20 protein-coding genes and 3 pseudogenes are annotated in these 25,222 nt (G+C 57.0%); 13 read left to right on the top strand and 10 right to left on the bottom strand.

Annotated features, from left to right (window positions below):
• Nucleotides 1-935: methyl-accepting chemotaxis protein (locus M0654_RS21245; RefSeq protein ID WP_248684804.1), on the top strand; the 935-nt coding region annotated here is incomplete at its 5' end.
• Between the two features lie 16 nt (nucleotides 936-951).
• Here the strand turns inward: M0654_RS21245 and M0654_RS21240 are convergent.
• The 3 genes from M0654_RS21240 to M0654_RS21230 all read right to left on the bottom strand — a co-directional run bounded on the left by M0654_RS21240 (nucleotide 952) and on the right by M0654_RS21230 (nucleotide 4,335).
• A complete protein-coding gene (locus tag M0654_RS21240; RefSeq protein WP_248684803.1) occupies nucleotides 952-1,350 on the bottom strand; it encodes an SDR family oxidoreductase in 399 nt (132 codons plus the stop codon).
• 109 nt (nucleotides 1,351-1,459) lie between these two features.
• Nucleotides 1,460-3,820: a putative bifunctional diguanylate cyclase/phosphodiesterase gene (locus M0654_RS21235; protein WP_248684802.1), complete on the bottom strand. Its 2,361-nt coding sequence runs from the start codon at nucleotides 3,818-3,820 to the stop codon at nucleotides 1,460-1,462.
• Between the two features lie 17 nt (nucleotides 3,821-3,837).
• Nucleotides 3,838-4,335, bottom strand: a complete 498-nt coding sequence (locus tag M0654_RS21230) for an oxidoreductase (protein ID WP_248684806.1) — start codon at nucleotides 4,333-4,335, stop codon at nucleotides 3,838-3,840.
• 1,314 nt (nucleotides 4,336-5,649) lie between these two features.
• Here M0654_RS21230 and M0654_RS21225 point away from each other — a divergent pair.
• Complete coding sequence (locus M0654_RS21225; RefSeq protein WP_248684801.1) at nucleotides 5,650-5,865, top strand: hypothetical protein; 216 nt, start codon at nucleotides 5,650-5,652, stop codon at nucleotides 5,863-5,865.
• A 66-nt stretch (nucleotides 5,866-5,931) separates the two neighbouring features.
• Here M0654_RS21225 and M0654_RS21220 read toward each other — a convergent pair whose 3' ends face one another.
• Both M0654_RS21220 and M0654_RS21215 read right to left on the bottom strand, forming a co-directional pair.
• A complete protein-coding gene (locus M0654_RS21220; RefSeq protein ID WP_248684800.1) occupies nucleotides 5,932-6,417 on the bottom strand; it encodes a DUF421 domain-containing protein in 486 nt (161 codons plus the stop codon).
• Between the two features lie 240 nt (nucleotides 6,418-6,657).
• Nucleotides 6,658-7,176, bottom strand: a pseudogene (locus tag M0654_RS21215) (IS66 family transposase); the annotation flags it as partial.
• Between the two features lie 274 nt (nucleotides 7,177-7,450).
• On the opposite strand from M0654_RS21215, the gene M0654_RS21210 reads away from it, so the two are divergent.
• Nucleotides 7,451-7,966 (top strand): sigma-70 family RNA polymerase sigma factor, encoded by a 516-nt coding sequence (locus M0654_RS21210; RefSeq protein WP_248684799.1) that lies wholly within the window; start codon nucleotides 7,451-7,453, stop codon nucleotides 7,964-7,966.
• Nucleotides 7,967-8,045: 79 nt separating this feature from the next.
• Here the strand turns inward: M0654_RS21210 and M0654_RS21205 are convergent, their stop codons facing one another.
• On the bottom strand, nucleotides 8,046-8,579 hold the full coding sequence (locus tag M0654_RS21205) for a GGDEF domain-containing protein (protein WP_248684798.1): 534 nt from the start codon (nucleotides 8,577-8,579) through the stop codon (nucleotides 8,046-8,048).
• A 344-nt stretch (nucleotides 8,580-8,923) separates the two neighbouring features.
• On the opposite strand from M0654_RS21205, the gene M0654_RS21200 reads away from it, so the two are divergent.
• The gene (locus tag M0654_RS21200) at nucleotides 8,924-10,408 is read left to right on the top strand and encodes a DUF305 domain-containing protein (RefSeq protein ID WP_248684797.1); all 1,485 of its coding nucleotides are present in this window, start codon (nucleotides 8,924-8,926) and stop codon (nucleotides 10,406-10,408) included.
• Nucleotides 10,409-10,556: 148 nt separating this feature from the next.
• Here the strand turns inward: M0654_RS21200 and M0654_RS21195 are convergent, their stop codons facing one another.
• On the bottom strand, nucleotides 10,557-11,036 hold the full coding sequence (locus tag M0654_RS21195) for a DUF2231 domain-containing protein (RefSeq protein ID WP_248684796.1): 480 nt from the start codon (nucleotides 11,034-11,036) through the stop codon (nucleotides 10,557-10,559).
• A gap of 1,186 nt (nucleotides 11,037-12,222) precedes the next feature.
• Here M0654_RS21195 and M0654_RS21190 point away from each other — a divergent pair.
• From M0654_RS21190 to M0654_RS22995, 4 genes and pseudogenes are all read left to right on the top strand, one after another.
• The gene (locus tag M0654_RS21190; protein ID WP_248684795.1) at nucleotides 12,223-12,639 is read left to right on the top strand and encodes a TadE/TadG family type IV pilus assembly protein; all 417 of its coding nucleotides are present in this window, start codon (nucleotides 12,223-12,225) and stop codon (nucleotides 12,637-12,639) included.
• Nucleotides 12,636-13,193, top strand: coding sequence for a hypothetical protein (locus tag M0654_RS21185; RefSeq protein WP_248684793.1), 558 nt, complete (start codon nucleotides 12,636-12,638; stop codon nucleotides 13,191-13,193). The genes M0654_RS21190 and M0654_RS21185 overlap by 4 nt, the downstream gene beginning before the upstream one ends.
• A 102-nt stretch (nucleotides 13,194-13,295) precedes the next feature.
• Nucleotides 13,296-13,430, top strand: a complete 135-nt coding sequence (locus M0654_RS22825) for a hypothetical protein (RefSeq protein ID WP_282571728.1) — start codon at nucleotides 13,296-13,298, stop codon at nucleotides 13,428-13,430.
• Nucleotides 13,431-13,479: 49 nt separating this feature from the next.
• A pseudogene (locus tag M0654_RS22995) lies at nucleotides 13,480-13,686 on the top strand (GAF domain-containing protein); the annotation flags it as partial.
• A 98-nt stretch (nucleotides 13,687-13,784) separates the two neighbouring features.
• Here M0654_RS22995 and M0654_RS21180 read toward each other — a convergent pair.
• Nucleotides 13,785-13,962 (bottom strand): annotated as a pseudogene (locus M0654_RS21180) (IS66 family transposase); the annotation flags it as partial.
• Nucleotides 13,963-14,082: 120 nt separating this feature from the next.
• Between M0654_RS21180 and M0654_RS22990 the strand changes: the two are divergent.
• Nucleotides 14,083-14,310: a transposase gene (locus M0654_RS22990; RefSeq protein ID WP_390921002.1), complete on the top strand. Its 228-nt coding sequence runs from the start codon at nucleotides 14,083-14,085 to the stop codon at nucleotides 14,308-14,310.
• 362 nt (nucleotides 14,311-14,672) lie between these two features.
• On the opposite strand, the gene M0654_RS21175 is transcribed toward M0654_RS22990, so the two are convergent.
• On the bottom strand, nucleotides 14,673-17,285 hold the full coding sequence (locus M0654_RS21175) for an ATP-binding protein (protein WP_248684792.1): 2,613 nt from the start codon (nucleotides 17,283-17,285) through the stop codon (nucleotides 14,673-14,675).
• A 149-nt stretch (nucleotides 17,286-17,434) separates the two neighbouring features.
• Between M0654_RS21175 and M0654_RS21170 the strand changes: the two genes are divergently transcribed.
• Nucleotides 17,435-18,601, top strand: a complete 1,167-nt coding sequence (locus M0654_RS21170) for an EAL domain-containing response regulator (protein ID WP_248684791.1) — start codon at nucleotides 17,435-17,437, stop codon at nucleotides 18,599-18,601.
• A 56-nt stretch (nucleotides 18,602-18,657) separates the two neighbouring features.
• The gene (locus M0654_RS21165) at nucleotides 18,658-19,860 is read left to right on the top strand and encodes a pilus assembly protein TadG-related protein (RefSeq protein WP_248684790.1); all 1,203 of its coding nucleotides are present in this window, start codon (nucleotides 18,658-18,660) and stop codon (nucleotides 19,858-19,860) included.
• Nucleotides 19,861-20,565: 705 nt separating this feature from the next.
• Here the strand turns inward: M0654_RS21165 and M0654_RS21160 are convergent.
• Nucleotides 20,566-20,958 carry an MgtC/SapB family protein gene (locus M0654_RS21160; protein WP_313791099.1) on the bottom strand — a complete coding sequence of 131 codons (393 nt, stop codon included), beginning with the start codon at nucleotides 20,956-20,958 and terminating at the stop codon, nucleotides 20,566-20,568.
• Nucleotides 20,959-22,526: 1,568 nt separating this feature from the next.
• Here M0654_RS21160 and M0654_RS21155 point away from each other — a divergent pair.
• Nucleotides 22,527-23,273 carry a TerC family protein gene (locus tag M0654_RS21155; RefSeq protein WP_248684788.1) on the top strand — a complete coding sequence of 249 codons (747 nt, stop codon included), beginning with the start codon at nucleotides 22,527-22,529 and terminating at the stop codon, nucleotides 23,271-23,273.
• Nucleotides 23,274-24,246: 973 nt separating this feature from the next.
• The coding region (gene istA / locus M0654_RS21150) for an IS21 family transposase (RefSeq protein WP_248684786.1) at nucleotides 24,247-25,222 on the top strand (976 nt) is incomplete at its 3' end.

Here is a 25,222-nt window from a genome sequence, read left to right as displayed (position 1 = left end):
GGGAAACAATGACATCTGTCACAGAATCCACCGGCTCGATCGACAGCGGCTCGCGCGAAATCAGCCAGAGCGCCGAAGACCTGTCGAAGCGCACCGAGCAGCAGGCTGCCTCGCTCGAGGAGACCGCAGCCGCACTCGACCAGATCACCACCAATGTTGCGAATTCCTCCAAGCGTGCGGAAGAGGCCCGCGCAGTGGCAATCCAGGCCAACGAGAACGCCAAGCAGTCGGGCACTGTGGTGGCTAACGCCGTCGATGCCATGGGCAAGATCGAACAGTCGTCGAACCAGATCTCCAACATCATCGGCGTCATCGACGACATCGCTTTCCAGACCAACCTCCTGGCGTTGAACGCCGGTGTGGAAGCGGCACGCGCCGGCGAAGCCGGCAAGGGCTTTGCGGTTGTTGCTCAGGAAGTGCGCGAACTTGCACAGCGTTCGGCAACCGCTGCCAAGGAGATCAAGGGGTTGATTCGCAACTCCTCAGCAGAAGTTGCTAACGGCGTGAATCTCGTTAGCCAGACTGGTGAAGCACTGAAGACCATCGAAGGCTATATCGTTACCATCAACCAGCACATGGACGCGATCGCCACCTCGGCACGCGAACAGTCGGTGGGCCTGTCGGAAGTCAACACCGCCGTCAACCAGATGGACCAGGTGACGCAGCAGAACGCCGCCATGGTGGAAGAAGCCAATGCCGCCGGCGCAACGCTCGCCAACGAAGCAAGCCGCCTGCGCGAAATCGTCTCGCAGTTCCAGGTGGGCGCAGTTTCAGGCGCCAACCCGGTTCGACGTGCCGCTCCGGCCGTTGCCAGCCCTGCCGCCGCCCCGGTCTCTTCGCCGGCACGGGGCATGGTCAACAAGATCGCGCGCGCCTTTACCAGCAAGGGTAATGCTGCAGTCGCGGTTAGCAACGAGAGCTGGGAAGAGTTCTGAGATCGGTGGCAAGGCCCTAGATCAAAGATGGCGGAAATCGCCTTCGGGAACCTGACAAACCCGCCGATTTCGGCGGGTTCTTACTGTTCTTATGCTGAACCGAAAAGACCGAAGGTTTGGGAAAGCCGTTGCTCCCCGCGCCGGAGCCAGTCAGCACGACGGAGCCACCGGCAGACATCAGAGGCAAAGCCTTCTGGACCGTGTAGACCGTTCCTTTGACGTTGATGTCGAACAGACGGTCGAAGTGGCCGTCCTGAATGTCATCGATTGACGCGGATTCCAACACACCAGCCTTGGCGTAGACCACATCTACGCGTCCGTGTTCGCTTTTGATCTGATCAAAGAAGCGGTCCATATCTGCGGGATTGCTGACATCCCCCTGAACCCTGATCGCGCCATGGCCGATAGCGGGCAAGACGCCATGGACGATCTGTATGCATCATGAAGCGTTAGCTAACCCGATGATCCGCAGGGTCGGTGGAGCGGTTGAGCAGCGCTGGCAACGCGCCGACGCGAAGCCTGCTTTATACGGGCTGTGAACGGGCAACTACAGCATTCGGCGCTTGGAGCAGCAATGCATGAGCGGACTGGGGTCGCGCGAAGAGATAGCCCTGCACCTGCGAACAGCCCATGATCTGGAGGCAACGAAGCTGTTCCTCATTCTCCACCCCTTCTGCTGTCGTGATCATACCGAGCTCGGTGCTGAGCTGGACGATCATCTCGATCACCGAAGAGGCGTTGGCTCGCGTCGAGATATTCCGGACGAAACTACGGTCGATCTTGATCTTGTCGAAAGGAAATGTCGTCAGGTAACTCAGCGAGGAGTATCCGGTGCCGAAATCGTCAAGGGCAATGCGTACGCCAAGCTGCCGTAGCTGATGAAGCGTCAACAATGTGCTTTCGGCAGCTTCCAGAAGCACCGACTCCGTGATTTCCAGCTCCAGCCGGTGGGGAGCCAGGCCGGTCTCCGACAAGATACTGAGGACGCGGTTTGCAATGTTGCCCGAGTGGACCTGCATCGGGGAAATATTGACTGCAACGGTCAACTGGGAGGGCCAGTTTAGAGCCTCCTGGCAAGCGTGTCTCAGAACCCACTCTCCGATCTCGTCAATGAGGCCCAGCTTCTCTGCGACCGGGATGAAGTCCGGCGGAGGCACAAAGTCGAGGCCTCTACGTTTCCAGCGGAGCAGGGCTTCGAAGCCTTTGACCTGCCGTGTCTGGGTGTCGTGCAGCGATTGATAGTGGACTTCCAGGTGGTTCAAGGACATCGCCTCGCGCAGATCGGCCTCCAGCGACTTCTGCGCGAGCAATCGTTCCGCGATGTCCTGCGAGAAGCGGGTGACCCGGCCTTTACCGTCTGCCTTGGACTGATACATGGCAAGGTCGGCATGTTTGAAGACTTCGTCCGGCGTGCAGCTTGTCCCGATATGCGCGGCGATCCCGATACTGGCGGTCACGACAACATTGCGACCATCCAGATGGAAGGGCTCGGAGATTGCCGCGAGGATGCTTTCGGCAAGCTCGCTCGCGTCATCCGAGGTGCAACCCCGACGCGTGAGGATTGCGAACTCGTCCCCGCCCAGGCGACCTACGGTCCCTTCGTGTGCAACACAGGAGCGAAGTCGGGCGGCAACCTCCCTCAGCATCTGGTCGCCGATGTCGTGACCAAGGGTATCGTTCACTTCCTTGAACCCATCGAGATCGAGAAGGAGGATATCGCAACCATCTTCGATGGCTGGTTCTGCACATCGGTCCAGCAATTTCTTTCGCATGAGAACGCGGTTCGGCAGCCCCGTCAGCGCGTCATGGTGCGCCATGTGAAAGATTCTCGCTTCCGATTGCCTGCGCTCGCTTACGTCTTCATAAGTGGCAAGCCATCCTCCATCGGGGATTGGCTCATGGGAAACGGCGTATGCCCCGCCATCCGGCAGATCTACGGTAAAGCGCCCTTTCCTTCTTCCCTGGATCAAACTCGATTGCTGCTGCAAGATGATCTCGATGACTGAGGGCGTATTTTGCCCCGCCGCGGCTGCAATGACTTTCTTTAAGTCCATTCCGGCCAAGGTGGCGGGCGCGATCCCGACCAGTTTTGCGAACTGGTCGTTGAATACGATCAACTGGCCATCAACATTACAGGTGCATAATGCCTGGGACATGCTGTTTAGCGCCGCATCGAAGCGCTGGTTCTGCGAGACCAGGCTTCTATGTGCTTCCTCGAGCTTCGTTGCCGTCGTTTGCAGCTTCACATGCGCCTTGTGCACAAGCTTGTTCTGCCGCCAGATCAGCGTGATCAGCAGGATTCCGCAGAAGATGAGGCCTGACATGAGCCCCGACAGGATGAGGTGCAGCCGGGCGAGTTCCCGTTGGTCGGCTTCCGAAAGTTCGGCCCCGTAGGCAGCCGCGCGCGAGGTCAAGGCTGTCATGTCGGCATTCAGCGATCCGAGAGTTTGCAGCGCCCCTCCTACATCGAATGAGGGGCCATTCGTGATCAACAAGCCATCGATAGTTTCTAGACTTGCGCGGAGCCGTTCGACCACCTTCTCGTTGCGGACGTCGCTCCTGATGAACTGTCTCAGGCTCCGGCCTTTGCCGAGTTCCGTCTCCTCGTTGGGCTGGAACGTATCTAGTCGGCTGAACATGATATCCAGCCGTAATTGAACATCATCGAAAGTAGTCGCGCCTTGCGGCAGCGCATAGGATGCCAAGATGCGCTCAAGGTCCAGAAACTCGGCGACCGCCTGGCTGACGGTCCAGGCGGCATTGTAGCGAGAAATAGTCTGCAGGGCGGCCTGTCGCTGGGAGATGACGACCGCCGTATAACCAGCGGCAAGCATCAAGAAACAGACTACGGCGGCGAGAACTCTTTCCAACGCCTTGGGCGGCATGATTCTTCCCGGCTCTCCTACTCGACCACAAGCTTGGCGACCTGCCAAGCTGCCCGGCCAAAATAAGTCTGCGTCCGGAGCGCCGGATCGGTGTCGAAGGGGTAAATGATGAAAAGTGGGCCTTTTTCACGAATGGACATATAACTTCCGTCCCGTTTCAGCGCCAAAATCGCCTGATACCGCGAGAAATCATCTATCGGAATGGTCGTCACGTAGTTGTTCAATGCTACCGCAGTGACTGTCTGCCCATGCGCTCCTACGAGGTCCATCAACTTGTCGAGCCGCACGCCCGAGAACTCCGTCACCCCATCGAACCAGGGAGTCTTTGTTACGATCTTCGCTGTTCCCAGCGCCTCCAGCATATCGCGGTCGAATATTGCTTCATTACCGGAATTGGCAACCTTGATCGCCCCCGAGATCGACAGGATGGGTTTTCCCTGCGGCAAACGGAGTTCCGCAGCAAGCAATGGCAATTGCGAGATCAAGATGACGGCAAGGGCCGTGATGAGGCGGATCAAGAGACTATGCATAACAATATCACATATACGTTCTTGCTAATTTGCATAGCCTAATTCAGCAACATCTTAAACAGATCATGAAGGTTCAACCTCTATAGGCAGAAACAGTAACGGTAGTTCCTCTGATAGGCCCCCTCCAACCTTTTCCGGCCCTATGGCGACCATCTGACGAAACGCGTCTCAAGGAAGACTCGCTGAGGCGACAGAGATATCGCCGCCCGGAAGACATTTTCGCATGTCGGAACCATTAGGCTCGCCAATCAAAGGTCCTCGACGAGCCGGATCTATTCAAGGATGCTTGAGAAGAGCACTTCCTATCGAGGCAGCGGACCATCCGCCACTCGCTGTTTCCCTTGCTCCCGCACTCGCAGCGGAGCTTCGGCAGAAGGCCCGTGATGACCGCGCTCTTTCCTTGTGTCCGCGACATCTGCCATCGATCGACAGGCTTGATCATTTGCAGCTCGGGCAGTGGATCGCGAGCGTCTTCCACTCGGGCCAGGATGCGAAGGTATATCTGGGATCATTTAGGACTTCCGGAAACAAACCGGCCCAGTCCTGACCTTCGGCGGCTTCAGTGGCTCGGGAGGATCGGGCGCAAGCTAGCACGTCATGCGGGTCCGCCCGTTCGGGTGAACGATGTACTTGCCGGGGCGCTCACGGATCGCGGCCTTGCAGGCTAGCAACGCAAACTGGTTGATGAAGCAGTCAAGAAGACGGCGCTCGCCCGACGCGGTTCCGCAAGCCGTGAAAAAGCCAGGGTGGAGGATGCCGGTTGGGGCTCGCTTCGAGGGATAGACTCCAGCAAACCCGTGCGCTTCGAAGAGGACACCGAGTGAACTGTCATGAACACGGAAATTTCCCACTTAAGCTCGAATGCCGCGGCCTTGCTTGCGGAGACGGACGCGCAGCGCAGCAGAGCTATCAGATCACGTCGCTGGCTGATTTAGCTTGGCTGCTGCCGGTAACGGTGAAGGCGTCGAAACCGTCTGGTATCGCCGCCACTGAGTCATCCACCCACGTGGGTCGCGTTCTTTGGTAATCAGGCTTCGCAGAAGGGCGTGACGGACGCGGAGCTTACCTCTGGTGCGAACTGGACCCAGACCTACGATCCGAAGCTGGTACAAATGACCACTCTGCTCAACAAATGCGTCACGGGCAGCGGAACGACACTTCTGCATCATGTGCGCGCCAGTCGCGGCGGGTAAGGCGGTTGAGGGCCCCTGTTGTACGGTCGCGGACAAGCCTGGCCCGTTTGATCGGGAACTTCATTAGATTTCTGTAGTTAGCCTCCCGCAAAAGAGGAGATGCGACATGGCCAATGCAAGCCACAAAAACATGGGCAGTGGGGCACACGGCAAGGGTAATGGATCCGGTGCTATGACTGACCTCGACCCGGACATCCTGCCCGAGAACGTTGTCCTTTCAAACCGCGACAAAGCCCAACATTCTGATGAGCGGGGTCTGGATAGTAAGACGATCCAGACCGAACAGCTGCACGATCACGCGGCAAATCGGGATCCCGATTGAACAGCCCGTCTCGGGCTGATCTGGCGTCAGGCGCGCCATCGGCGCTTCGAAGAGCTCTCCCGCCCGCTACTCGGTTCTCTTGATCACGCTGATATCTCCTTCCGCCTCCATCACCGCCAGACGGACCTTTGACACGTCGTCCACCCCGGACAGGCGCAGCACCGAGAGGAGCTCCTCCTCCGTGATCATCTCATGGCGCATGTTTCTTTTCAGCATGCGACCGTCCTTAATCAGTTCCGTCTGCTCGTGACGCATGAGCCGCCTAAAAATAGGGATCTGGTGTTCGAGAAAGTCGAGCAGATAGCCCCAGAGCAGGACCAGAGCGATCATCAGCAGGAGATCACCGACCGCATGGGAACCTGCGGTAATCGAAGTCGCGCCGATAGTGCCGATCACAACCAGGATCAACATGTCATTTGGCGAGATGGTGCCCGCGTTGCGCTTTGGTATGACACGGATCAGCATCACCAACGTCAAGAAGACGATGCTGGTCCTGATCGCGATCTCATGCAGAGGCTGGCTAAGACTTAAAGCTTCGCTGAAGGTGCTCATGATTCTCTCAACTAAGCGCCTTGAAGGTGATCAAGCCGATTACCTCAGGTAAGGCTTCAGACCCCTTGTTTCAACAACCTGTACGAGAGCTGGATGTTCCACGCAGACGCGGCTTCTCGATCCTCCCTTGGACAGACAATTCTCCGAGGTTGCTGCGAAAGCTTAGAGACCCAATGTCGTCATACCTTCACTATGGCTGACGCAGTTGTCGCGGCGAACTGAACGATGAAGAGGCAGAGGGTAGCGTCCATACCCGTCGACCTGTAGGATGCACGATAGCCATACAGATGCTGGGCGACCCGACCGCCTGCGCGGCTATCCTGGAAGCGATAGGCGACCATAGGCGGACCACTCCCGCCAAATGGCCTTTCATCTCTTGCATAGGCCCACAGCTAGGCTGTTTTTGCTGATCCGGATCCCGGTGCGAGCGTTGGCAACGTCGTCTTGTCAGCGAAGACCCGCTCAGCCTTTTTTAGTTTCGGCAAGGATATAGGCCAGGTTGTCGAGCTCGAAGCCGAGCTTGCCCATCCATTGGGCCATCAACTTACGATCGAATCCGACCTTGTCGCCGGCATAGATCGCCTCCTTTCGATAAAGCGGCAGACCGTTCGCATACTTCGAGACGGCGATCTGAGCCAGAAGTGCTTCCGCCGGAATGCCGCCCCTCGATGATGTGGACGAGCGCGAGAGCCTGAATGACACCGTCCGTTTTTTGAAGGCATACTTCGGGCGGCGGGTGACGATGACCCGGCCCTTACTCCCATCTAAAATCTCTCACCGATACACTCAGAACGGAGACACTGCGGGACTTGGAGACAATCTCGTTCGCGCACATGCTTTAATAGGCAGCGAAGTGATCGAGCTTGAGGGAGGCGATGGCTGCCTTAAGTTCGCTGTTGCTTTCAGCGATCCGCATGACGTCGATTGTGTACTCGGCTGCGGGATGTTGAAGTGGCAGCGGGGGCTTCGACGCTCAAAGAACCGGAACCTTTGAGCTTCGTCAACATTGACGAGCAGAAGAAGGAGGTTCATCGTGCCAGGCGTCACTGGGTCAGCGGTAGAACAAGACATTGTTCGTCTTGTACCCCAGCTCAAGGCCTTCGCACGTCGATTCTACTATGACCCATCTGACATTGATGACCTTGTACAGGAGACGCTCGTCAAGGCATTGACATCGATCCATTTGTTCCAAACAGGGACGAACCTCAGGTCCTGGCTCTTTACCATCATGCGGAACACCCATCACACCCAATTCAGCACAGGAAAGCGCTGGGTGATTGGCTTGGAAAACGTTAAAGAATTGATGCCAACTGTCCCTCCCAGCCAGGAGTGGGCTCTTCGCGCCAAGGATTTTGAGAAGGCAATGGCTGGACTTCCTCAGCATCAGCGGCAGGTCATAAAGCATGTATTTGTAGATGGAATGTCCTATGAGGCTGTCGCGACAATGCACAAATGCCCCGTCGGAACGATCAAGAGCCGCGTCAATCGAGCGCGGGACGGACTGGCAACAAAGCTTGGAGATAAGGTCTCGACGGCCGCGCAGCTCTAGGTCTTCACCCGCAGCATCGCGTAACGCGTATCAGCCGGTTCACATGACGCCCGCCCCATGCCGGTTCGCATCGTTGTGGCTAAATCGGTTGACCCGCCACCCGCAAGCAGTCTCGTCCGCTGGGCTTTGCATCATATAGGGCTGTGTCGACAACCTTCAGTAGTTCTTGACGATCCCTTGCAGACTCTGGCGCAAGCGCTGTACCAACGCATATTCTGGCGCTGACAAGAACCCCATCCGCTTCAAAAGGTGCTCGAAAGGATTGAAGAAGGCGCTCTCCAACGTCAATTAGCGCCTGCATACTGGAAACTCCAGGAACAAAGATAGCGAACTCGTCGCCTCCCATGCGAAGCGCGATGTCTTCCGCGCGCAAGGCCGCTCTTATTCGATTTGACGCTTCACGAAGAACGGTGTCGCCTGCATGATGACCCAGCCGGTCGTTGATTGCTTTGAAGCCGTCCATATCGATTGCAAGCACACCGAACCGTCTACCTGCTGACAGCGACGTACCAAGTGCACGATCCACCAGGGCAGTAAGCGCGTTCCTGTTATACAGACCTGTCAGGGGGTCAGTCATGGCCGCTTTGCGCAACTCATCTTCCGCCAGGCTCATGATGAGCTGGTTCCTGTGTAGCCGCAACAATCCGCTGGCGACGGACGCGTAACGAAGAAGATTTCCCCTCTACCGCCTGTCAGAGATGTACGGCCGGTTGGGATGCGATGCCGTCGGGGCATCCACTCCGTCAGTTCTTAGTGCAAATGAACATTCGGGCGGACCAACGGGTGCAGAAGGCTCGCTACACTTGACTAAAGTCAATTACGTCGCGAGCTCCTGCATTATGCTCAGCATCACGAACCATGGTGGTGACTAGAGCGATCTCGGACCCTCACAGCACCAGGGCTCCCCGCACGTTAAGAGCACAGTCTCCCCAGAAAGCACCGCAGTGAGACGGTGCAATGAAGGACATCGCAATGGATCGAATTGAAGGAAGACCCAGAGACATCCTGTCTGCAGCCAGCGGCTTCCTGCTGGTAACCGCGGGCACTTTGGTGCCATCAGGCGCATCAGCTCATGTGAAGTGGTTTGAAGCGTATGAGGTTGCCGCTAAGCCGGTCCCGATCCTGTCCACCCTCGCCCTACCGTACTTTTGGCTGGGCTTGCTACTCGTGCTCGGCTTCTTCCTGGCCACAACGCTCCTGGAGCGCAGGCAGCCGGGTTTGCTCGCGCTCAGAGGCTTGGATGCGGCGACCTCGCGCCTGCGTGAACACGCGGACCACTTTCTGTTGAGTGTACTGGCGGCGTTCTTCGTTTCGCTGTTCGCCGTAGGCGGCACCTATCTTACTCCGGACCTTAAGACGCAGTCGGAACTGGTTCCTTGGGCTCAGATCGTGATAGCGGCCCTGATTCCCATGCGCCGCACCCGACCGATCGCGGCGGTTGCGATCGTCGTCCTGTGGCTTTTCACGCTGCGCGACTACGACCTGTTCCACCTGTTCGACTATCTGGCGCTCGGACTTGGCCTCGCCGGCTACCTTCTCCTTTCGGGCTTGCCAGACGGCAAGTGGCATGACCGTCGCTTCGGCGTGCTGAGGTGGGGAATCGCCCTCGCCTTGACCTGGTCTAGCATGGAAAAGTTCATGTACCCCCAGTGGTTCATGCCGCTCCTCGAGGAGAAGCCGTTCCTGGCCTTCGGCATCCCGTTCGGCCCCTATACGACGATGTCGGGCGTTGCCGAGTTCACTTTAGGTTTCGGCTTACTCTGGACACCGCTGGTCCGCCGGCTGTCGGCATTCGCTCTCTTCGCGCTGATGTTCGCGGCAGTGTATCCGTTCGGCCGGGTCGACATGATTGGCCACGCGACAATCTTGGCGTCGCTGCTGATCGTGGTCGCCGATCCTCAGCGCGCTGATGCGCTCGAGGTTGCGCCTAAAGGCCGTGCTGCGACCCTGTTCGTACCTGCTGGACTGGCTGCCGCGTTGGCTATCACGATGATGTCATACGCGGGCCTGCACAACGTCATCTACGAGCGCGCCACCGGTCAGATTGCAGCGTTGCTAAGAGCCGGAACCATGGCTTCGGCGACGAACACCGGAGTTGCCCCAGGCGCGTTCTGGCGTGGAAACGAACACTATCATGGCGAAACTGGCGCAAGCAGCGCACCGGACGCAGGAGCGGTGGCTGAGATGATGGAGCAAATGAATGCCATGCATGAAGCCACGAGTCGCGTAAGCGTCTCGGGCGACGTGAACCGTGACTTCGTGGCGCTGATGGTGCCGCACCACCAGGCGGCGATTGACATGGCCCGTACGTATCTCGAAAGCGGAAGTGACCCGAAGCTGCGTCAGCTCGCCGAACATATCATCGCGGATCAGGAAGCTGAAATTGCCCAAATGAAGGCCATCTTCCCCGCGGGAGCCGTCGCTATGCCTTCGCATCATTGATGCCTTGAAGCAGCGCGACCGATACGACGCGACGCGCTGTCCTTCTAGCATCTTGAATTAGGTCCTGCAGGCCGACCCTCAGATAGGCGACCGCAAGGGCGGTGTCTTCTGCTTCACCTATCGCTTGAAAGATCGGTGAAGCCACCTGCTATGACCTGGAATGGCTATCGTCAGGGAGCATGCCCACTCGGTGTCGGTAAGACAACTCTCCTCCCTTCCATCCCGTGTAGAGTATGAGAACGAAAATAACTGTAGACGCCGCCAACCCCCATGGAAGAACCGCAGAAGGTGCGTCCGACCAGCGGAGCAGGAGACTGGCAAAAGCCACGACAACAGCAATGACATTTCCAACCATGTGGCGCCAGGCGTCGCCCAGTGCCCGAATCTTGCGATTGCCGGCGAAGTCGATCCCGCCAGCTACCGCTGCGATAGCTGCTGTCAGTACGGCCACGAAAAGAGCCCAGAATCCGGCAGTTGCCCAAAGAAGGTCGGCACTCCACCAGAATGCGAGATCGCAAAGGAGCGTGGCAACAAAGAACCCGATCGGTAGTGGAACCAGGAGCGGATGTAGGGGGTGCCCCTTGACTCGAGCCGTTGTTGCAAGACCTGCCAGATCGCGGTTGCTCATGACGTATCCTCAATCGTTCGAGCTTCAACCACTATCCAAGGCTGTAGTTCCATAAAGGCGGCAGACGCCGCCGGTAATGCGCTTCTAACTGCTTGGCTTCCCTGCTCGAAAACACAGAAAAGCGCGGCTGTCTGTGGCCCCGGGTAGCACGGGTACGTGATACCAGTGTACTCTCCGACGCCTGGTCGCAGCGAGTACCGAGCAATTTGACTGCATCAGCTAAGACAGTTGGGGCGGCCTTGTCGGGAATCCATCAACATGTTGGATCAACGGGAGGTCATGAACATAAACAATGTGACTGGAGGTCTCCGCTCAAATGTGGTCAGCCGACCTCTCTGCGGCTGGCGTGCTGATCGAACCAGCCGCCGGAACACACAGTCGGCCAGCTTTAGGAAGCTCCGGCTCCCGACGATAATCGCCGGCTTTTCACGACGGCACGCTCGGCCTTTCCCCTTATTGACGAACGACCTCTTCTTCTCTCCCACTAGGGAATGTGTCCCAGGGCGCCGCGCAGCGACTATCCCAAAGCCAAAGTTGCCGTGGCTCGAAAGCTCGCCGTGATCCTTCACGCGATGTGGATATCCCGGGAACCTTTCCGCTGGTCATTACAAAAGCCGAGCGAGCTAGCATGAGTTACATCGATATCCTAGTTAGCTGAGACCGGCGAGATCGTCCGGTCAGGACGATGGCGCAGTCAAGACCGATCCCAGGAATGCGAGTGCTGGTTCGTCCAGATAGCCGCGAACACCACATCGGTCGCCTGAGCCTATTCCACGCCATGATGAGGCGGTCAAATTGCCGACCTCGAAGAAAACCATGAGCCTGACCGGCGATGTCCACTGCGACCAGCTTGACAACCGCGATTAGAGAACGCCTTCGGACACGATCCCACCAAACTACACTAGGTACCTCTTACTCATTGGTAACTACCTTTCCGCGCAATTCTCGATCAGGATTGCAACTGCTCTAACATTCGTATTGAAGAGGCCAAACGTGTGCTCGACATGAGGCTGACATGAACCAAGGAAGCACTCTCGAGCAGCTGGTTCATCACTGGCAGTCTCGCCCACCACGAACACTGGCTTGAGCGTTTGTAAATTGCCAGTGCAGCATCTCCTTCCTTTAACAAAGGGTGCAGGTCAAAAGGGCCTCACGCGCCTGATGAAATCAGTCTGGACTTAAACGAATGACCACGCGAAGTACCGCCCGTAATCATCTGCTTCGTCTTATCGAAGATCGCAGCGGCAACTTCGGCGTGCTCACCGCAATTCTCGCAGTTCCCCTTCTCTTATCGGCGGGCATGGCGGTAGACTATACGACCGCGACTGCGAAGCGTCTTAACCTGCAAGCGCTAGCAGATAGTGCTGCTCTGGCAGGAGGTAGCACCTTCGACGGCACGAACGAGAGCGAAGCCAAAGAGGTGGCGGCCGCTTATCTTAAGGCGCACTCTGAGGGCTTGCCAGATGATAATGCCTTCGATGTGAAGATGCACGGGCAGACGCTTGAAGTTAGCCTGAACGGTTCATACGACAACGTGTTCATGGACATCGTTGGCAGGACGTCACTCCGCTCTCTGTCAAGGCTGCAGCGGTTAGCCCCATGAAGCCGAAGAAGATCACATTCACGCCGACCAACGCCCAGGGCTGGTACTATAAGAAGGTCTCGATCATCGTCCTTCGACCGAACGGCAAGAGCGGGACGTTCCGCGAAGAGGTTGTCGGAACAGTGACTTACCAGCCGCAGACTCAAGCCAATGGTGGTCAGGGTTCAATGGAAGTTTATCCGTCCACGACGCTGGAGTTGGGCGACTATGCAAAGCTCGTGCTGCAGATGGACATCAAGAAGGACGGGTGCGGGCTGAAGCAACGCGCTAAGGTCGTGAACTCCATCGTGACGTGCTACCAGAGCAGCGACAGAGCGGACAAAGACTACCATCTCTCCCTCCGCACCGACAATCCCGAGACAAGCCACTACCTGTTCGTGGATGGGAAGCAGCTGCCCAAGGGCGTCACAAGCCCACTGGACGTTATACTTGAATGCGAAAAGACAGCGGATCACGCTTGGGAGGATGGGGGTGGTTTTTCAAGGCAAGATTTTTTCTATACAGCTAAATCGATCTGTGCTCCAAATGGACAATTTGTGCGGCTAGCTGAGTAGTCGATGCTGGCGGTGCTAAAGCGTTGAATACGCGGAAAAAGAGGGAGAAAAGCGTCGCCGCCGATAGTGGGTGGCATTCTGTGTGGCGACGGGAATTTCGGGATGGAGCAGTTGATGTCGGTTGGTGTTGCGGTTGACAATGATGAACTAGAGCGGCTTATCGCTGTTCGAGCATTGGGGGCGATCGGCAACGCGGTAACTCCAGAACTCGATAAGTTTGGTGTGGTTGGCTCGTGATATGTTCGACGTACCCTACGCGGCTGCCAACATCATCGATGAGGACTGGCAATGCGCGGCGAGTCAAAGCGGTCTGTTGCTAACGCGATGTTCCAGAACTGACTCCGTCTGCACCCATGTTGTTCACGCACGAGAGCTTCTGGTTGTTCCTAATTTGATGGCAGATCAAAGGTTCGCCGCCAATCCGGCCGTTGTGGGTCATCCTCACTTCCGCTTCTACGCGGGTGCCCCAATGCAGCTTGATCGAGGGGCGGTCGTCGGGGCGTTCTGCATCCTTGACACAAAGCCTCGCAACTTCAGCCCGGGACAGGTGGAAATGCGATCGCCGAATTTGGCTATGGGGGGAGTAGTCCCGGCCCGGGTTGCCGCGCTCGATCGGCAAGATCGGAATCTCGCCAGCCGCCGTTGTATCGCATTCCCCGCAGATCATGCGCTTCTCGACATGCCGGACAATCTTGACCGACGCCGGCACGTGCTCCAGCACCCGGATCACTCTGTCGGCCGTCTACAGGAACGAAGTGCCACCAAGGGTGTCTGATTGGAATAGAGTGAGCGTCCGGTGAACTGTTTTTGCTGATCGGGCAAATCAGGCGATGTTCTGGCATTGGAACCGGCACTAGTGCTGACATCAATACCAGAGCAAAGAGGTTTCATGGCTCGCATAGAGATCATGTCCGGTACCGAGCGGAGACGGCGTTGGTCGGAAGAGGCGAAGCTGAGGATACTCGCGGAAGCTGATGAGCCCGGTGCTCGCATTGGCGATGTGGCGCGCGGCACGACATTCATCCGGACCAGATCCGCTTGTGGCGGCAATCATTCAGCTATGCCTGTCGGCCAACGGTCTTCCTCCCGGTGGAAATCACCGAGGAGGTTGGCGTAAGCCAGCCGTCTACCGCGGCAACGAGGCCGGCGATCGTCGAGATCTTGCTTCGAAACGGTCGGGGCTTGCCAGGCCGAGTGTGGTAACTTCCTTCATGGACGGCTCTCCCGTTTGTGACCTTTGACAGCTACTTACAGCATGGCACAACGATGCCGGGTGCTGAGGCCGTTCACCTCATCACTCCAACCGGGCATCTACGGGGCACTACACAATGGGACACGATTTGGACCGTCCTATGCTGCCAAAAGGCCATCAAATTGTTCAACATGGTGGTTTGACGGAGGCTATGGAGACTAGACACCTTCGCGTAGGAAGGAGCGATTGCCTGCCGACCAGTGGTACAAGCGCGCGGTCGTCCTTCTTCAGGCGGAGATCGAAGCATCGAGTTTTGCCATGGCAACTAAGGTGTCGCTCAACGCAAGTTCAAGCTCGCGCAGAAGTGCGCGGTCAGCTGTAGCGCCCGAAGCCAGCACGGTTTCAATCCGCTCGCAGATTGACATCGCTCTTGCAGCCCCTGCACTGGAGCAGTTCGACTTTAAAGCATGAACGAGCCGCTTCCCCTCCGGACCATCCGACATGATCTCATCAACCGCCGCTCGAAATGCATCGAGCGCGCTTGCGCGAAACATTGCAAAGACCTTGCTACGGATGTCCGCTCCTGTACTCGTCCGTATGTTCTCGAACATCGTCATGGTTTCGCTTGAGAGTAGCGAGTCCACCCCATGGTTTGTGACTATGTCTTCCCCATTTCCGGGACGAACGATCTGCAGGTCGTGGAAAACCCTGGTCAACTGAGCGATATTGAAAGGCTTTGCGAGGTAGCTGTTCATCCCCGCATCTTTCCAATTTCCACTCTCCGTGCCCATGACGTGTCCTGTCAGCGCGATGATGAGAGAGGGCTGGCGAGCCGCAACCTGCTCCAGCGCGCGGATCTCTCTGGTAGCTTCGAAGCCATCCATACCAGGCATGGAGCAGTCCATGAATATGACATCATACGATCTGGCGCGAGCCTGGCTGATCGCGTCCTGACCGGACTCGGCGAGGTCGGCTTGGATCCCAAACGTCCTCAAAGCTTCTGCGAGAACCTCACGATTCACGGCTACGTCGTCGACGGCAAGCACCTTGAGGTGACGCAGGTCTGGAAGAACGTTCGTGCGCTTTTCCCGGCAATCAAAGTCAAGCGTCGAAAAATCACCGTCCTCCACGGCTGCACAGACTAGGTCGAACGCCGACCGCGGAATTGGAAGTGGAACTTCTGCGGTGACGTCAAGATGGTTCGGAATAGAGACTGACGTAGCGGCGAAGGGGCGAAGGAGGACGATAGGCATGCCGAGCGCAATATCGGAGAGATCGTGAGAAGTGCCGGCGCGGATGAATACAGCCTTGCAGACGCCACTCGTCCTTTCGAACACAGAGATACCCCTTGCCTCCAAGGCTTGGGCAACAGACCAACGGGTTATGACGTCGTCATCGAACAGAGCAACCGAAAAGTCAAAGCGCTTCGATATCTCACTCGCTGCTTCAGTCATCTTGAACGGAATCGATATGATGAACCGAGACCCTTTCTCAACCTGGCTTTCGACCCGAACCGTCCCTTTCATCAGTTCGGTCAGTTGTTTCGAGATCGATAGGCCGAGTCCAGTCCCGCCGAACTTGCGAGTAATGCTGGAGTCGGCTTGGGAGAAGCGCGTGAAGATCCTATCGATCTGGTGGGAGGCTATGCCTATCCCCGTGTCCTCTACCGTAATGGCAATCTGGTCGTCGACCACCTCGAGCCTGATCGTAACACCGCCCGTCTCGGTAAACTTCAAGCCATTGTTGACCAAGTTACTAACGATCTGCGTCAGGCGTACGGGATCACCGACGACTTTGGAAGGCACCTGAGGTGAGATGAATACGGCGAGCGAAAGTCCCTTCTCCCTCGCCCGCTCTGAGAACAGACAAGCTACATCCTCAACAAGAGCATCGAGAGAAAACTCAACCTCCTCGAGTTCGATTTTACCCGATTCGATCTTCGAAAAATCCAGGATGTCGTTGATTATGTGAATGAGGTTCTTGCCGGATCTTGTGATGATCTCCGCATATCGTTGATGCCTTGGCGACAGCGGCGCCGCCGACAGCATCTCGGCCATCACCATCATGCCGTTCATCGGCGTTCGGATTTCGTGACTCATCGTTGCAAGGAAGGTCGACTTGGCAGCATTTGCTGCATCCGCTTCATCCTTTGCCGCTCGAAGCTCTTTGGTGCGCGCGTCCACCGTCTCCTCCAAAGTCTCCATATGTCGTTGCAGAAGACGATCGCGCTCATCGATATGCGCAAACATCTGGTTGAACGCGTCGACCAGCACGCCCACCTCGTCGTTGCGTTGCTTGTTCAGACGGCGCCTGAGGTCGGACCGTTGGCCGATGTCGATGAATTGTTCTGATAGATCCCGTAGAGGACGGATGACCCGCACCACCTTGATCCTGGCGAGGTACGAAGTTAGGCCTACAAGCATGCCCCCGAACAGAAATGCATAAAGGGCGGCGTATAGGTAACGTTCGATAAGGTCCTTTGGCTGTGCGCGCATCAACACCGATCCCACAGATCGGCCGGCACGCCTCACGTCGGCTGTCACCTCGATCGTCGTCGGGATGTGCCACCAAGCGTCCTCTCGCCCGACTAGCCTAGCCCCGCCTCCGATCTCGGCAATCACGTCTCCAGTTGAATCAAGCGTCGCGATATATCCCACCTCAGGAAGATTGCGGACACCGCGGATGACTTCGAGTACCGTGCGAGCGTTCTGTTCAGCAACGCCGTCACTGGCGGCAGCAGCAAAGGCAAAGGCCGCGCTCTGGTAGCGAGACGTCTCAGCTAGCATCGACTGACGAAAGTCAACGACAAGGAAACCACCTACGGTAACGCTAATACCTGTGGCGACCGCTGCGATGACAATCCGTGAGATACGGGTCGAGATCGGGCTATCAGGCTTCATTTGTTTCCTCTTTTTAGAGAGGATCGCAGAAATTCCTTAACCAGACGGAACGGAAGAACGATCGATCGCATGAACGGTACGATTTCTTGCGCACGCCTAGTAATAGGTTCTTATTCATTCTCATATGTCCTCCATATCAGGAGGCTTTAATGAAGCATTCAATCAACTGCCTGATCGTAGATGACGACCCGATGTATGCCATCGTGGCATCTAGCATCTTGTCGACGCTTACATCGGGCTTATTGCGAACGGCACCCTGCGGACGGGCCGGACTGGCTGCATTGACACGGGAGTCGCGCGACACCGACCTCGTCTTCTTGGACCTCAACATGCCGGACCTTGATGGCCTTGCGTTCATGCGCGCAGCGCACGAGGTTGGTTATGCTGGGAATATCGTTATTTCTAGCGGCGAAAGCCCCGCGGTTCTCCGGTCTGCGGAGGCCATGGGCAGAATGCTTGGGATCTCGATCCTCGGTGTCCTTACCAAGCCACTGACGATGGAGGGGGTCGCCGAGATGCTCGCAAAGTCAGAGATGACAAGGGGGCCGTCGGCCAAGCTCGGGGGACTGGCTGGTAAGGACTGCGAACTGACTCCGTACTACCAGCCTCAATATGATCTCGCGACGCTTAGAATTGCAGGTTTCGAATCCCTGATCCGACTGACCTCAAAAGGTGGCCGAATCCATGGACCGGCAGATCTCTTTTCATCGGTCAACGGACTTGAGGATCTAACCGCTGTTTCGCTGGAGATCGCGATTAAAGTCGTGCGTGACTTCCGAACTTGGCCAGTTGGCCGAACTCGAGCTGATGTATCAATAAATTTCGACGCCTCCGTCCTTGAGCGGCCACACGTAATCGCCGATCTCCAGCAGGCTGTGACTGACCTTAGCGCAGACCCAAACACGATTTGCATAGAGGTTACGGAAAAATCGCTCCCTAAAGATCCCTCGCGTTTGGTCGAGGCTCTGACGAGGTTGAGGATGTTTGGGTTCAAGCTATCGCTGGATGACTATGGAATGGGAGCTTCTAGCTTTCAGCTCCTTCGGCTTTGTCCATTCTCAGAGATCAAGGTTGACAGGTCAATCATCGAAGCATGCCCGCATGATCGCGTCACACGAAAGTTTTTGCACGCGGTTGCGGGGCTTGCGCGGGACCTTGAACTTGTCTCTGTTGCCGAAGGCGTTGAAAACCAGGAAGAACTGTCAGAGGTTCGTGCGGCGGGCATGGATCGCGTACAGGGTTTTTTGTTCTCTCGACCGGTGCCATCCCAAGCAGTTGCTGAACTGATGAGCGATCCGGAGGCATATCCGGCATGATTGGATCTTCGGCGCTGCGGACGTTCCACCGTATATTGACTTGCACACGTGGCCACATGGCAATGCTCACGGGAATCATGGCTCCGCTGTTAATCGGTGTCGCGGGCGGCGCTGTCGACGTGAGCGCATTTCTGACGCACAGGACAGACCTGCAGAACATCGCCGATGCCGCAGCTCTTGGTGCGGCGAAGGAGGCCTCCTTGAATGGCTGGGCAAACTCTGCCGCAGTCGCGGTCGTGAACGGTTACCTCGAAGCGCACAAGCACTCCGGGGCTGAGGGCACCGTTGAAGCGAAAGTCGAAGTGGACTCCATCAAAAAGCAGGTCACCGTAACACTTGAGCAGGACCACCATCCGTATTTCGTGGTTGGGTATCTTGTTGGAAGTCCGCAGATTCGAGTGTCATCGGCCGCTCAGACCAATAACAACACCAACATTTGCGTTATTGGGTTAGACGAGGCAGATGCAGCGACGGTGTCGCTCGAAACAAATGCGGCGATTTCGGCCCCGAAATGTACGGTCTACTCGAATTCTTTGAGCACGAGCGGCCTCACCTCAACTGGAAACGCCAACCTCGTCAGCCAGCTCGCCTGTTCGGCAGGCGGTTTTGCTGGCGCACCGCGGAACTTCAACTATCACAATCCCTTGACGGACTGTCCTAAAGTCGCGGATCCTCTCGCCTCTCGTCCGCCTCCAGCTGTTGGTCCCTGCCGTGAGATGGAGGCCGACTATCAACAGTACATTGGAAACCTAAAGCCGGGGGTCTACTGCGGGGGTTTGACCATCCGCGCCTCTTCTCAGGTTTCGCTCAAGCCAGGCATATACGTCATCAAGGACGGACCGCTGATCATAGAATCCAGCTCTGTAGTTGAGGGTAAAGGTGTCGGCTTCTATTTTACGGGAAAACACGCCGGCATGTTGTTCGGAAGCAGCGCGCAGGTCGACATCGAGGCTCCCATTACTGGCGCTTTGGCCGGCCTCGTCACCTTTCAGGACCGCGCATCCGCTGAAACGGACTTCGTAATCACGAGCAACAAAGCGCGAAAGCTACTCGGCACAATCTACCTTGCCAACGGAAACTTGATTATCGACGCCAATAACAAGGTTGCCGACGCGTCAGCATACACAGCCATCGTCGTCAGGCGTCTTCGCCTCTCCAAGGGGCCCAACCTCGTGCTGAACACTGACTATAACAAGACTCTTGTGCCGGTTCCTGAAGGCGTCGGTGAGCAAGCGACCACGGTGCACCTACTATACTGAAAACATCGCCCGAATTGGACACAAGCAGTACGCCACGTCGATGTGTTTGTGTACAAACAGAGCTGACGCTAACAGGGACGCCGCGTGAGACGTTAGCAACCGACCTGAAGCAGTCGCTGTCTGCGCTAGCGTGAGTCAAGTATGACTTCGTTAATTTCAGAAGGGTTGGCTGCGGTGTCACCTAGACGACACAGATCTTCCTGTCGCTGGGCCGCTTCGATGCGCTCGATGATGAGCTAACCTCCGTTGATTGCGCCGGTGCGCTGTCCAGCGGTCCCGCGACATGACACTTCAGTCAATCGCCACGAGTCTTCTGTGGCATGAGTTTTCTCCTGCGCCAGCGCATTCTGAGCTTGAGGCGCGTTGCCATGGCATTTTCGATCTCCAGAAGAACCTCTTGATGATATGGGCGGCGCAGCATCTAACACAAGGCAGGCAGCGGGTGGATCGATGATCAAGTGCTCACGCCGCTGTCATACGCAGCTGTCACCCACCTAGTGCTTGGATGCAGGTTCTTCTTTGGGAGTCGTCTCAGGAGCTGCCGGTTTAACTTGGTAAGGGGAAGGCTAGATCTCGAGGTTTCGAAGAAGACATTGTGACGCTGCCACTGGCGGTACCTTGGCATCTTCCTGAGGGCTCACACGAGGCGTCCTTGATGACAAGCACAACGGCGATACGTCTTCTACCGAGACGCACGATTAGGATCTAGTCCGGTTCCGAATGCTTTGGCAGGATCAGGGGGACAGCTGCGAGAATTATCAAAACGATCACCGTAGACAAGACGGCGGTCGCTTCCAATCCGAGACCGGCAATAATACCGATCCCCGCGGTGGCCCAGATGTTGGCCGCCGTGGTCAGTCCTTCTACCTGGCGCTGTGCTGTGCGAACCATGATAGCGCCGGCACCAAGAAAGCCAATTCCTTGAACGATTCCCTGCAGTACGCGTGACAGATCGCCGATCTCCATGCCGCCCTGCAGCGGACCTATCACGAATAGTGCCGCACCGACGGCCACGAGCATATGGGTCCGCACCCCGGCGCTTCTCCGCTTACGCTCACGTTCATATCCAAGGATCCCCCCAAGCACCGCCGCGATCACCAGGCGCACCGTAATTAGTGTTATGGTAGACGAGTCTGGAATGTCCGAAAATTCTCTCACGAGAGTCGACCATATTTCCTCCCCCACGGCAGCACCTCTTTATTCGCGGATACGGAAAGCCGAGGACTTCCATACAATATATAAGCGCTGGCAATTAGCGTCACAAGCGGGCGTCTGCAAGAGCAAGCGGCGCGACCAGGTTAGGAAAAGGAGCATCGCAATGAACCGGAGATCGCCAGCGACTGGAACGTTGCGACGCGTCACATCGACCTACACGACCATGCAGATCACGGACGAGGATCGCCCGTCGCGGATGACACTGAAGACGTCGAGACCTATTTCATGGCCCGCCTGCGCATCGGCAAGGCGCACCGACATGTCGATGAGGCCGAACCGGCCCTACAGCTTCGAACATATCTCCGACGATGCAGGTGGCGAAGTACTCGTCTACTCAATCGGGAGGTCGATATCGAAACCTTTTGTGATGGAGAGTTCTCGGAGCTGCTGAAGTGGGACCGTCATACTGGTCTTGGGAGACGCACTGGGATCGTCGACGAGTTGCGGGGAGACAGCTACATGATCATCGCGCGTCAGATGCCGGTGACAGGGATCGGGCGACGAGGCTGAAAAGGGGTTCACGTTGCAAGTGGGCTACCCTGTTCGGAGATGAGCTCATCGTCGGCTCCCACGGGAAAGTCTGCCAGGAGGAGTGGATCAAGCGCGTCGCCCTGAGGGCTACACCGCATCTAGCTAGGACTGGGGCCATGTCTATCGGCGGGTTCGGGGTGTCATTAATGTTGGAGGGGCGAGACGTCGTCCACGAGGCGGCCGGGTGGGCATTCGTACCTGGAACGGCGGTATCTCTTCCCGCGCAAGGCTCATGCGAGCCATTCCAAGAGCCGATCAACGAACGAGAGTATGGCAGCAGCACGTTTTTTTGTTCCCGTCTCGAATTTATGGTCTCTGCTCACCCCCTTGAACATGAAGCCGACCTTTCCTAAATGCAGCGTAACCCGCTGGTCCGGGCCCCTCTGGCGTAGCTGTCGGCGCTTGCGCGATGTCGGACCGTTTCCGACATGCTGCCGAGTACGAAAGAGTGTCCTTCGATGTTGTCCGAGATCGCCGCTTGGTTGTTCGCCCTGTTTGTAGTCGATCCAATCTATGAAGAAGTGCGCGAACGCTTGGAGGCAGCGAACCTATCAACGCAGGTCTTCCAGCAGTCCCAGCAATGCCTCTCCACCCATGGACCGAGGCTTCTCACGCAGGCGGGGGAGGATCCCGTTTGGGCCATCGGGACCGCCGTCGGTATCGCGACCGGCTCGATATCGCCCCAACAACTTCTGAACATCAACGACCCTCATTGCTCTGTCCTATCTGGGCTACTTGCGAACCAGCGACGCGAGAGCGCGGACAGCTAACCCATGACGGCCGGCGTCAACTCCGCCGGATGCTCCGGCGTGTACGTGGGGCTGACGCTGCTAACTATAGCCGTTCTTGATTTAGCGCACCCTTCCGTAGATCATCAGTTCGGTCGCAGTCTTTTGCGACGCCCTCAGGAGAAGACTTAAATGCAAGGTCTTATAACGCTCGCTCAGGATCCGGCCGCGTGGGTGGCTCTTCTGACGCTTGTCGTAATGGAGGTGGTTCTTGGCATCGACAACCTCATCTTTATTTCCATCCTTACCAACAAGCTTCCCCCGGAAAACCGAGAGCGGGCGCGCAAGATTGGTATCGGGCTTGCCCTGGTCATGCGCCTCGCGCTGCTTGGAACCGTGGCGTGGATCGTCCGGTTGACGACGCCGATCTTCGAGATCTTCGGACATGCCTTCTCCTGGAAGGACCTCATCCTGATCGCCGGCGGTCTGTTCCTTGTCTGGAAAGCGACAAAGGAGATCCACCATTCGGTCGATCCTGTCGATCACAAGGAGGACATGGTCGGAGGCGCCGCCTCGATCACCTTCAGCGCGGCTATCGGGCAGATCCTTCTCCTGGACCTTGTCTTCTCGATCGACAGCATCATCACCGCTGTCGGCATGACACCCCACCTGCCGATCATGATTGTTGCCGTCATGTCGGCAGTTACAGTCATGCTGATTGCCGCAACGCCGCTTGCCAACTTCATCGCCAAGAACCCGACGATTGTGATGCTGGCGCTCGGTTTCCTGCTTATGATTGGCACCACGCTGATTGCCGAAGGCATGGGCTTCCATGTACCAAAGGGCTACATCTACGCGGCCATGGCTTTCTCCGCTCTGGTGGAGGTCCTGAATATGTTTGCCCGCAAGCGAAAGAAGTCCGATAACACCACAGCTTGACAGCACAGAAGACGTTTGCGGAATCGCTTCATCTTCATCCGGCGGAATTGCGATACTTAAAGATCTGCCTTTCTCACTACTGATAACTGCAACACCAGCGGCTCAACGAGAGACCTTGACCCTTCCCAAAGCTGACCGATCGGCTGGCACCTCTGTCTGCGCCACCGGCCGGATGCGGAAATGATTTCCGCATCCGTGCACCCTATGATCTCCAGTAAGGAGCCTTTCCCCGAGTACCTCACGTCTACATCGCGCGGATGGTACGGCACCACCGACGGCAGGCATGGTCAAGCTGGCACTTGGGCCGGAATGGGTAGAGGGCGTCGTTGCATGCTAGGGCGATATCATTGAACACCGCCTCCCTCTCACGGATACTGAGGCCTTGGCACTCCAAGTAGTCCGCGAAGGAGGCGTGGGTTTCTCCAGTGAACGCGGCGTTCTCTTGTTTGCGAGCTGCCGTCGTCATCTGCCCCGAGTACGCACTTCAATAGTTGTACCGGCTTAGTCGAAACCTCCTGCTCGCTCATCGTGCCCCCCGCTGCTGGCGCGCTAGCTCTGCGGCGTGCGTTTCGCTGCCTTCTGCCCCCCCTCGACGTCTGGCTCCCCGTTGTCGCCGACAGCCGCAGTGTCGGCCGGCCAGATACATCATGAAGCTGGATCGCTACCTTTGGCCGACGGCATCCACTGCGAACAGAGGTGGTCCCGCTTGGTGAGACAGCTTGGCGGCTTGGCTAAGGTGCTCTGGTTTCGTTTCTACGCCGCCAGTTTCTCCGTCATTTCCGCCATAGCATAGACCTTGGTATTCGGCGAGAGCGCTCTCGAAGTCGTGCCGACGCTCACTGTCATTCATGTAGATTTCGGGCTGTGTTTAAGCATGGAATGTTGACCCCACTGGCGGGGTGATACTTATCCAATTTTGACCCCTCCCTATTTTCATCGGACCATCCGGCTTTTCAGCGGATGGAGTGGGGAGTTGAAGAGTGTGGATACGATTGCGCGTGTCCGACGAGCCTTCCATGTTCAGGGTTGGTCGGTAAAGAAGATCGCCAGAGAACTGAATGTTTCGCGGAATACGGTCCGCAAGATTGTGCGCTCCGATGCCACCGAGTTTACCTATAAGCGAGAACATCAGCCGCTACCCCGGATCGGAGCCTGGAGAGGCGATGTCGAGCGGTTCTTGATTTCGAACGAAGGCAAGCCGTCTCGTGAGCGGCTGACGTTGATCCGGATTTATGAAGAGGTCCGGGCTCTTGGCTATGATGGCAGCTACGATACCGTCCGCCGTTACGCCAAGTCCTGGGCCAAGGCACGCGGAACGGTCACGTCCGAGGCTTACGTTCCGCTCTACTATGCACCCGGCGAAGCCTACCAATTCGATTGGAGCCACGAGATCGTCCTGATCCAGGGCGTGACGACGACGGTGAAGGTGGCGCATGTCCGGCTCTGCCACAGCCGGATGATGTTCGTCCGGGCCTATATGCGAGAGAGCCAGGAGATGGTCTTCGATGCGCATGACGAGGCCTTCGCCTTCTTCCGTGGCACCTGCACACGCGGCATCTATGACAACATGAAGACGGCGGTTGAGGCCGTGTTCGTCGGCAAGGGACGTGTTTATAACCGCCGGTTCCTGCAGATGTGCAGCCAATATCTCGTCCAGCCAGTTGCCTGCACGCCAGCATCCGGCTGGGAGAAAGGACAGGTCGAGAACCAGGTCGGCCTTGTACGCGAGCGTTTCTTTACGCCACGCCTCAGGGTCAAAAGCCTGGAAGAGCTGAATGCCTGGCTACTCGATAAATGCATTGCCTATGCCAAGGCTCATGGCCATCCCGAACAGACGGGACAGACGATCTGGCAGGTATTCGAAGCCGAAGGCAGCAGCCTCGTGCGCTACGTCGGCCCATTCGTGTCGGTACCGGAGCAATACTCCCCAATAGTGCCGTTTGAATCTT

It is taken from the genome of Neorhizobium turbinariae, from assembly GCF_023223505.1.
Taxonomy (GTDB): Bacteria; Pseudomonadota; Alphaproteobacteria; order Rhizobiales; family Rhizobiaceae; genus Neorhizobium; species Neorhizobium turbinariae.
The sequence above is the reverse complement of the archived record's forward strand: the minus strand, read 5'-3'. Positions and strand labels throughout refer to the sequence as shown.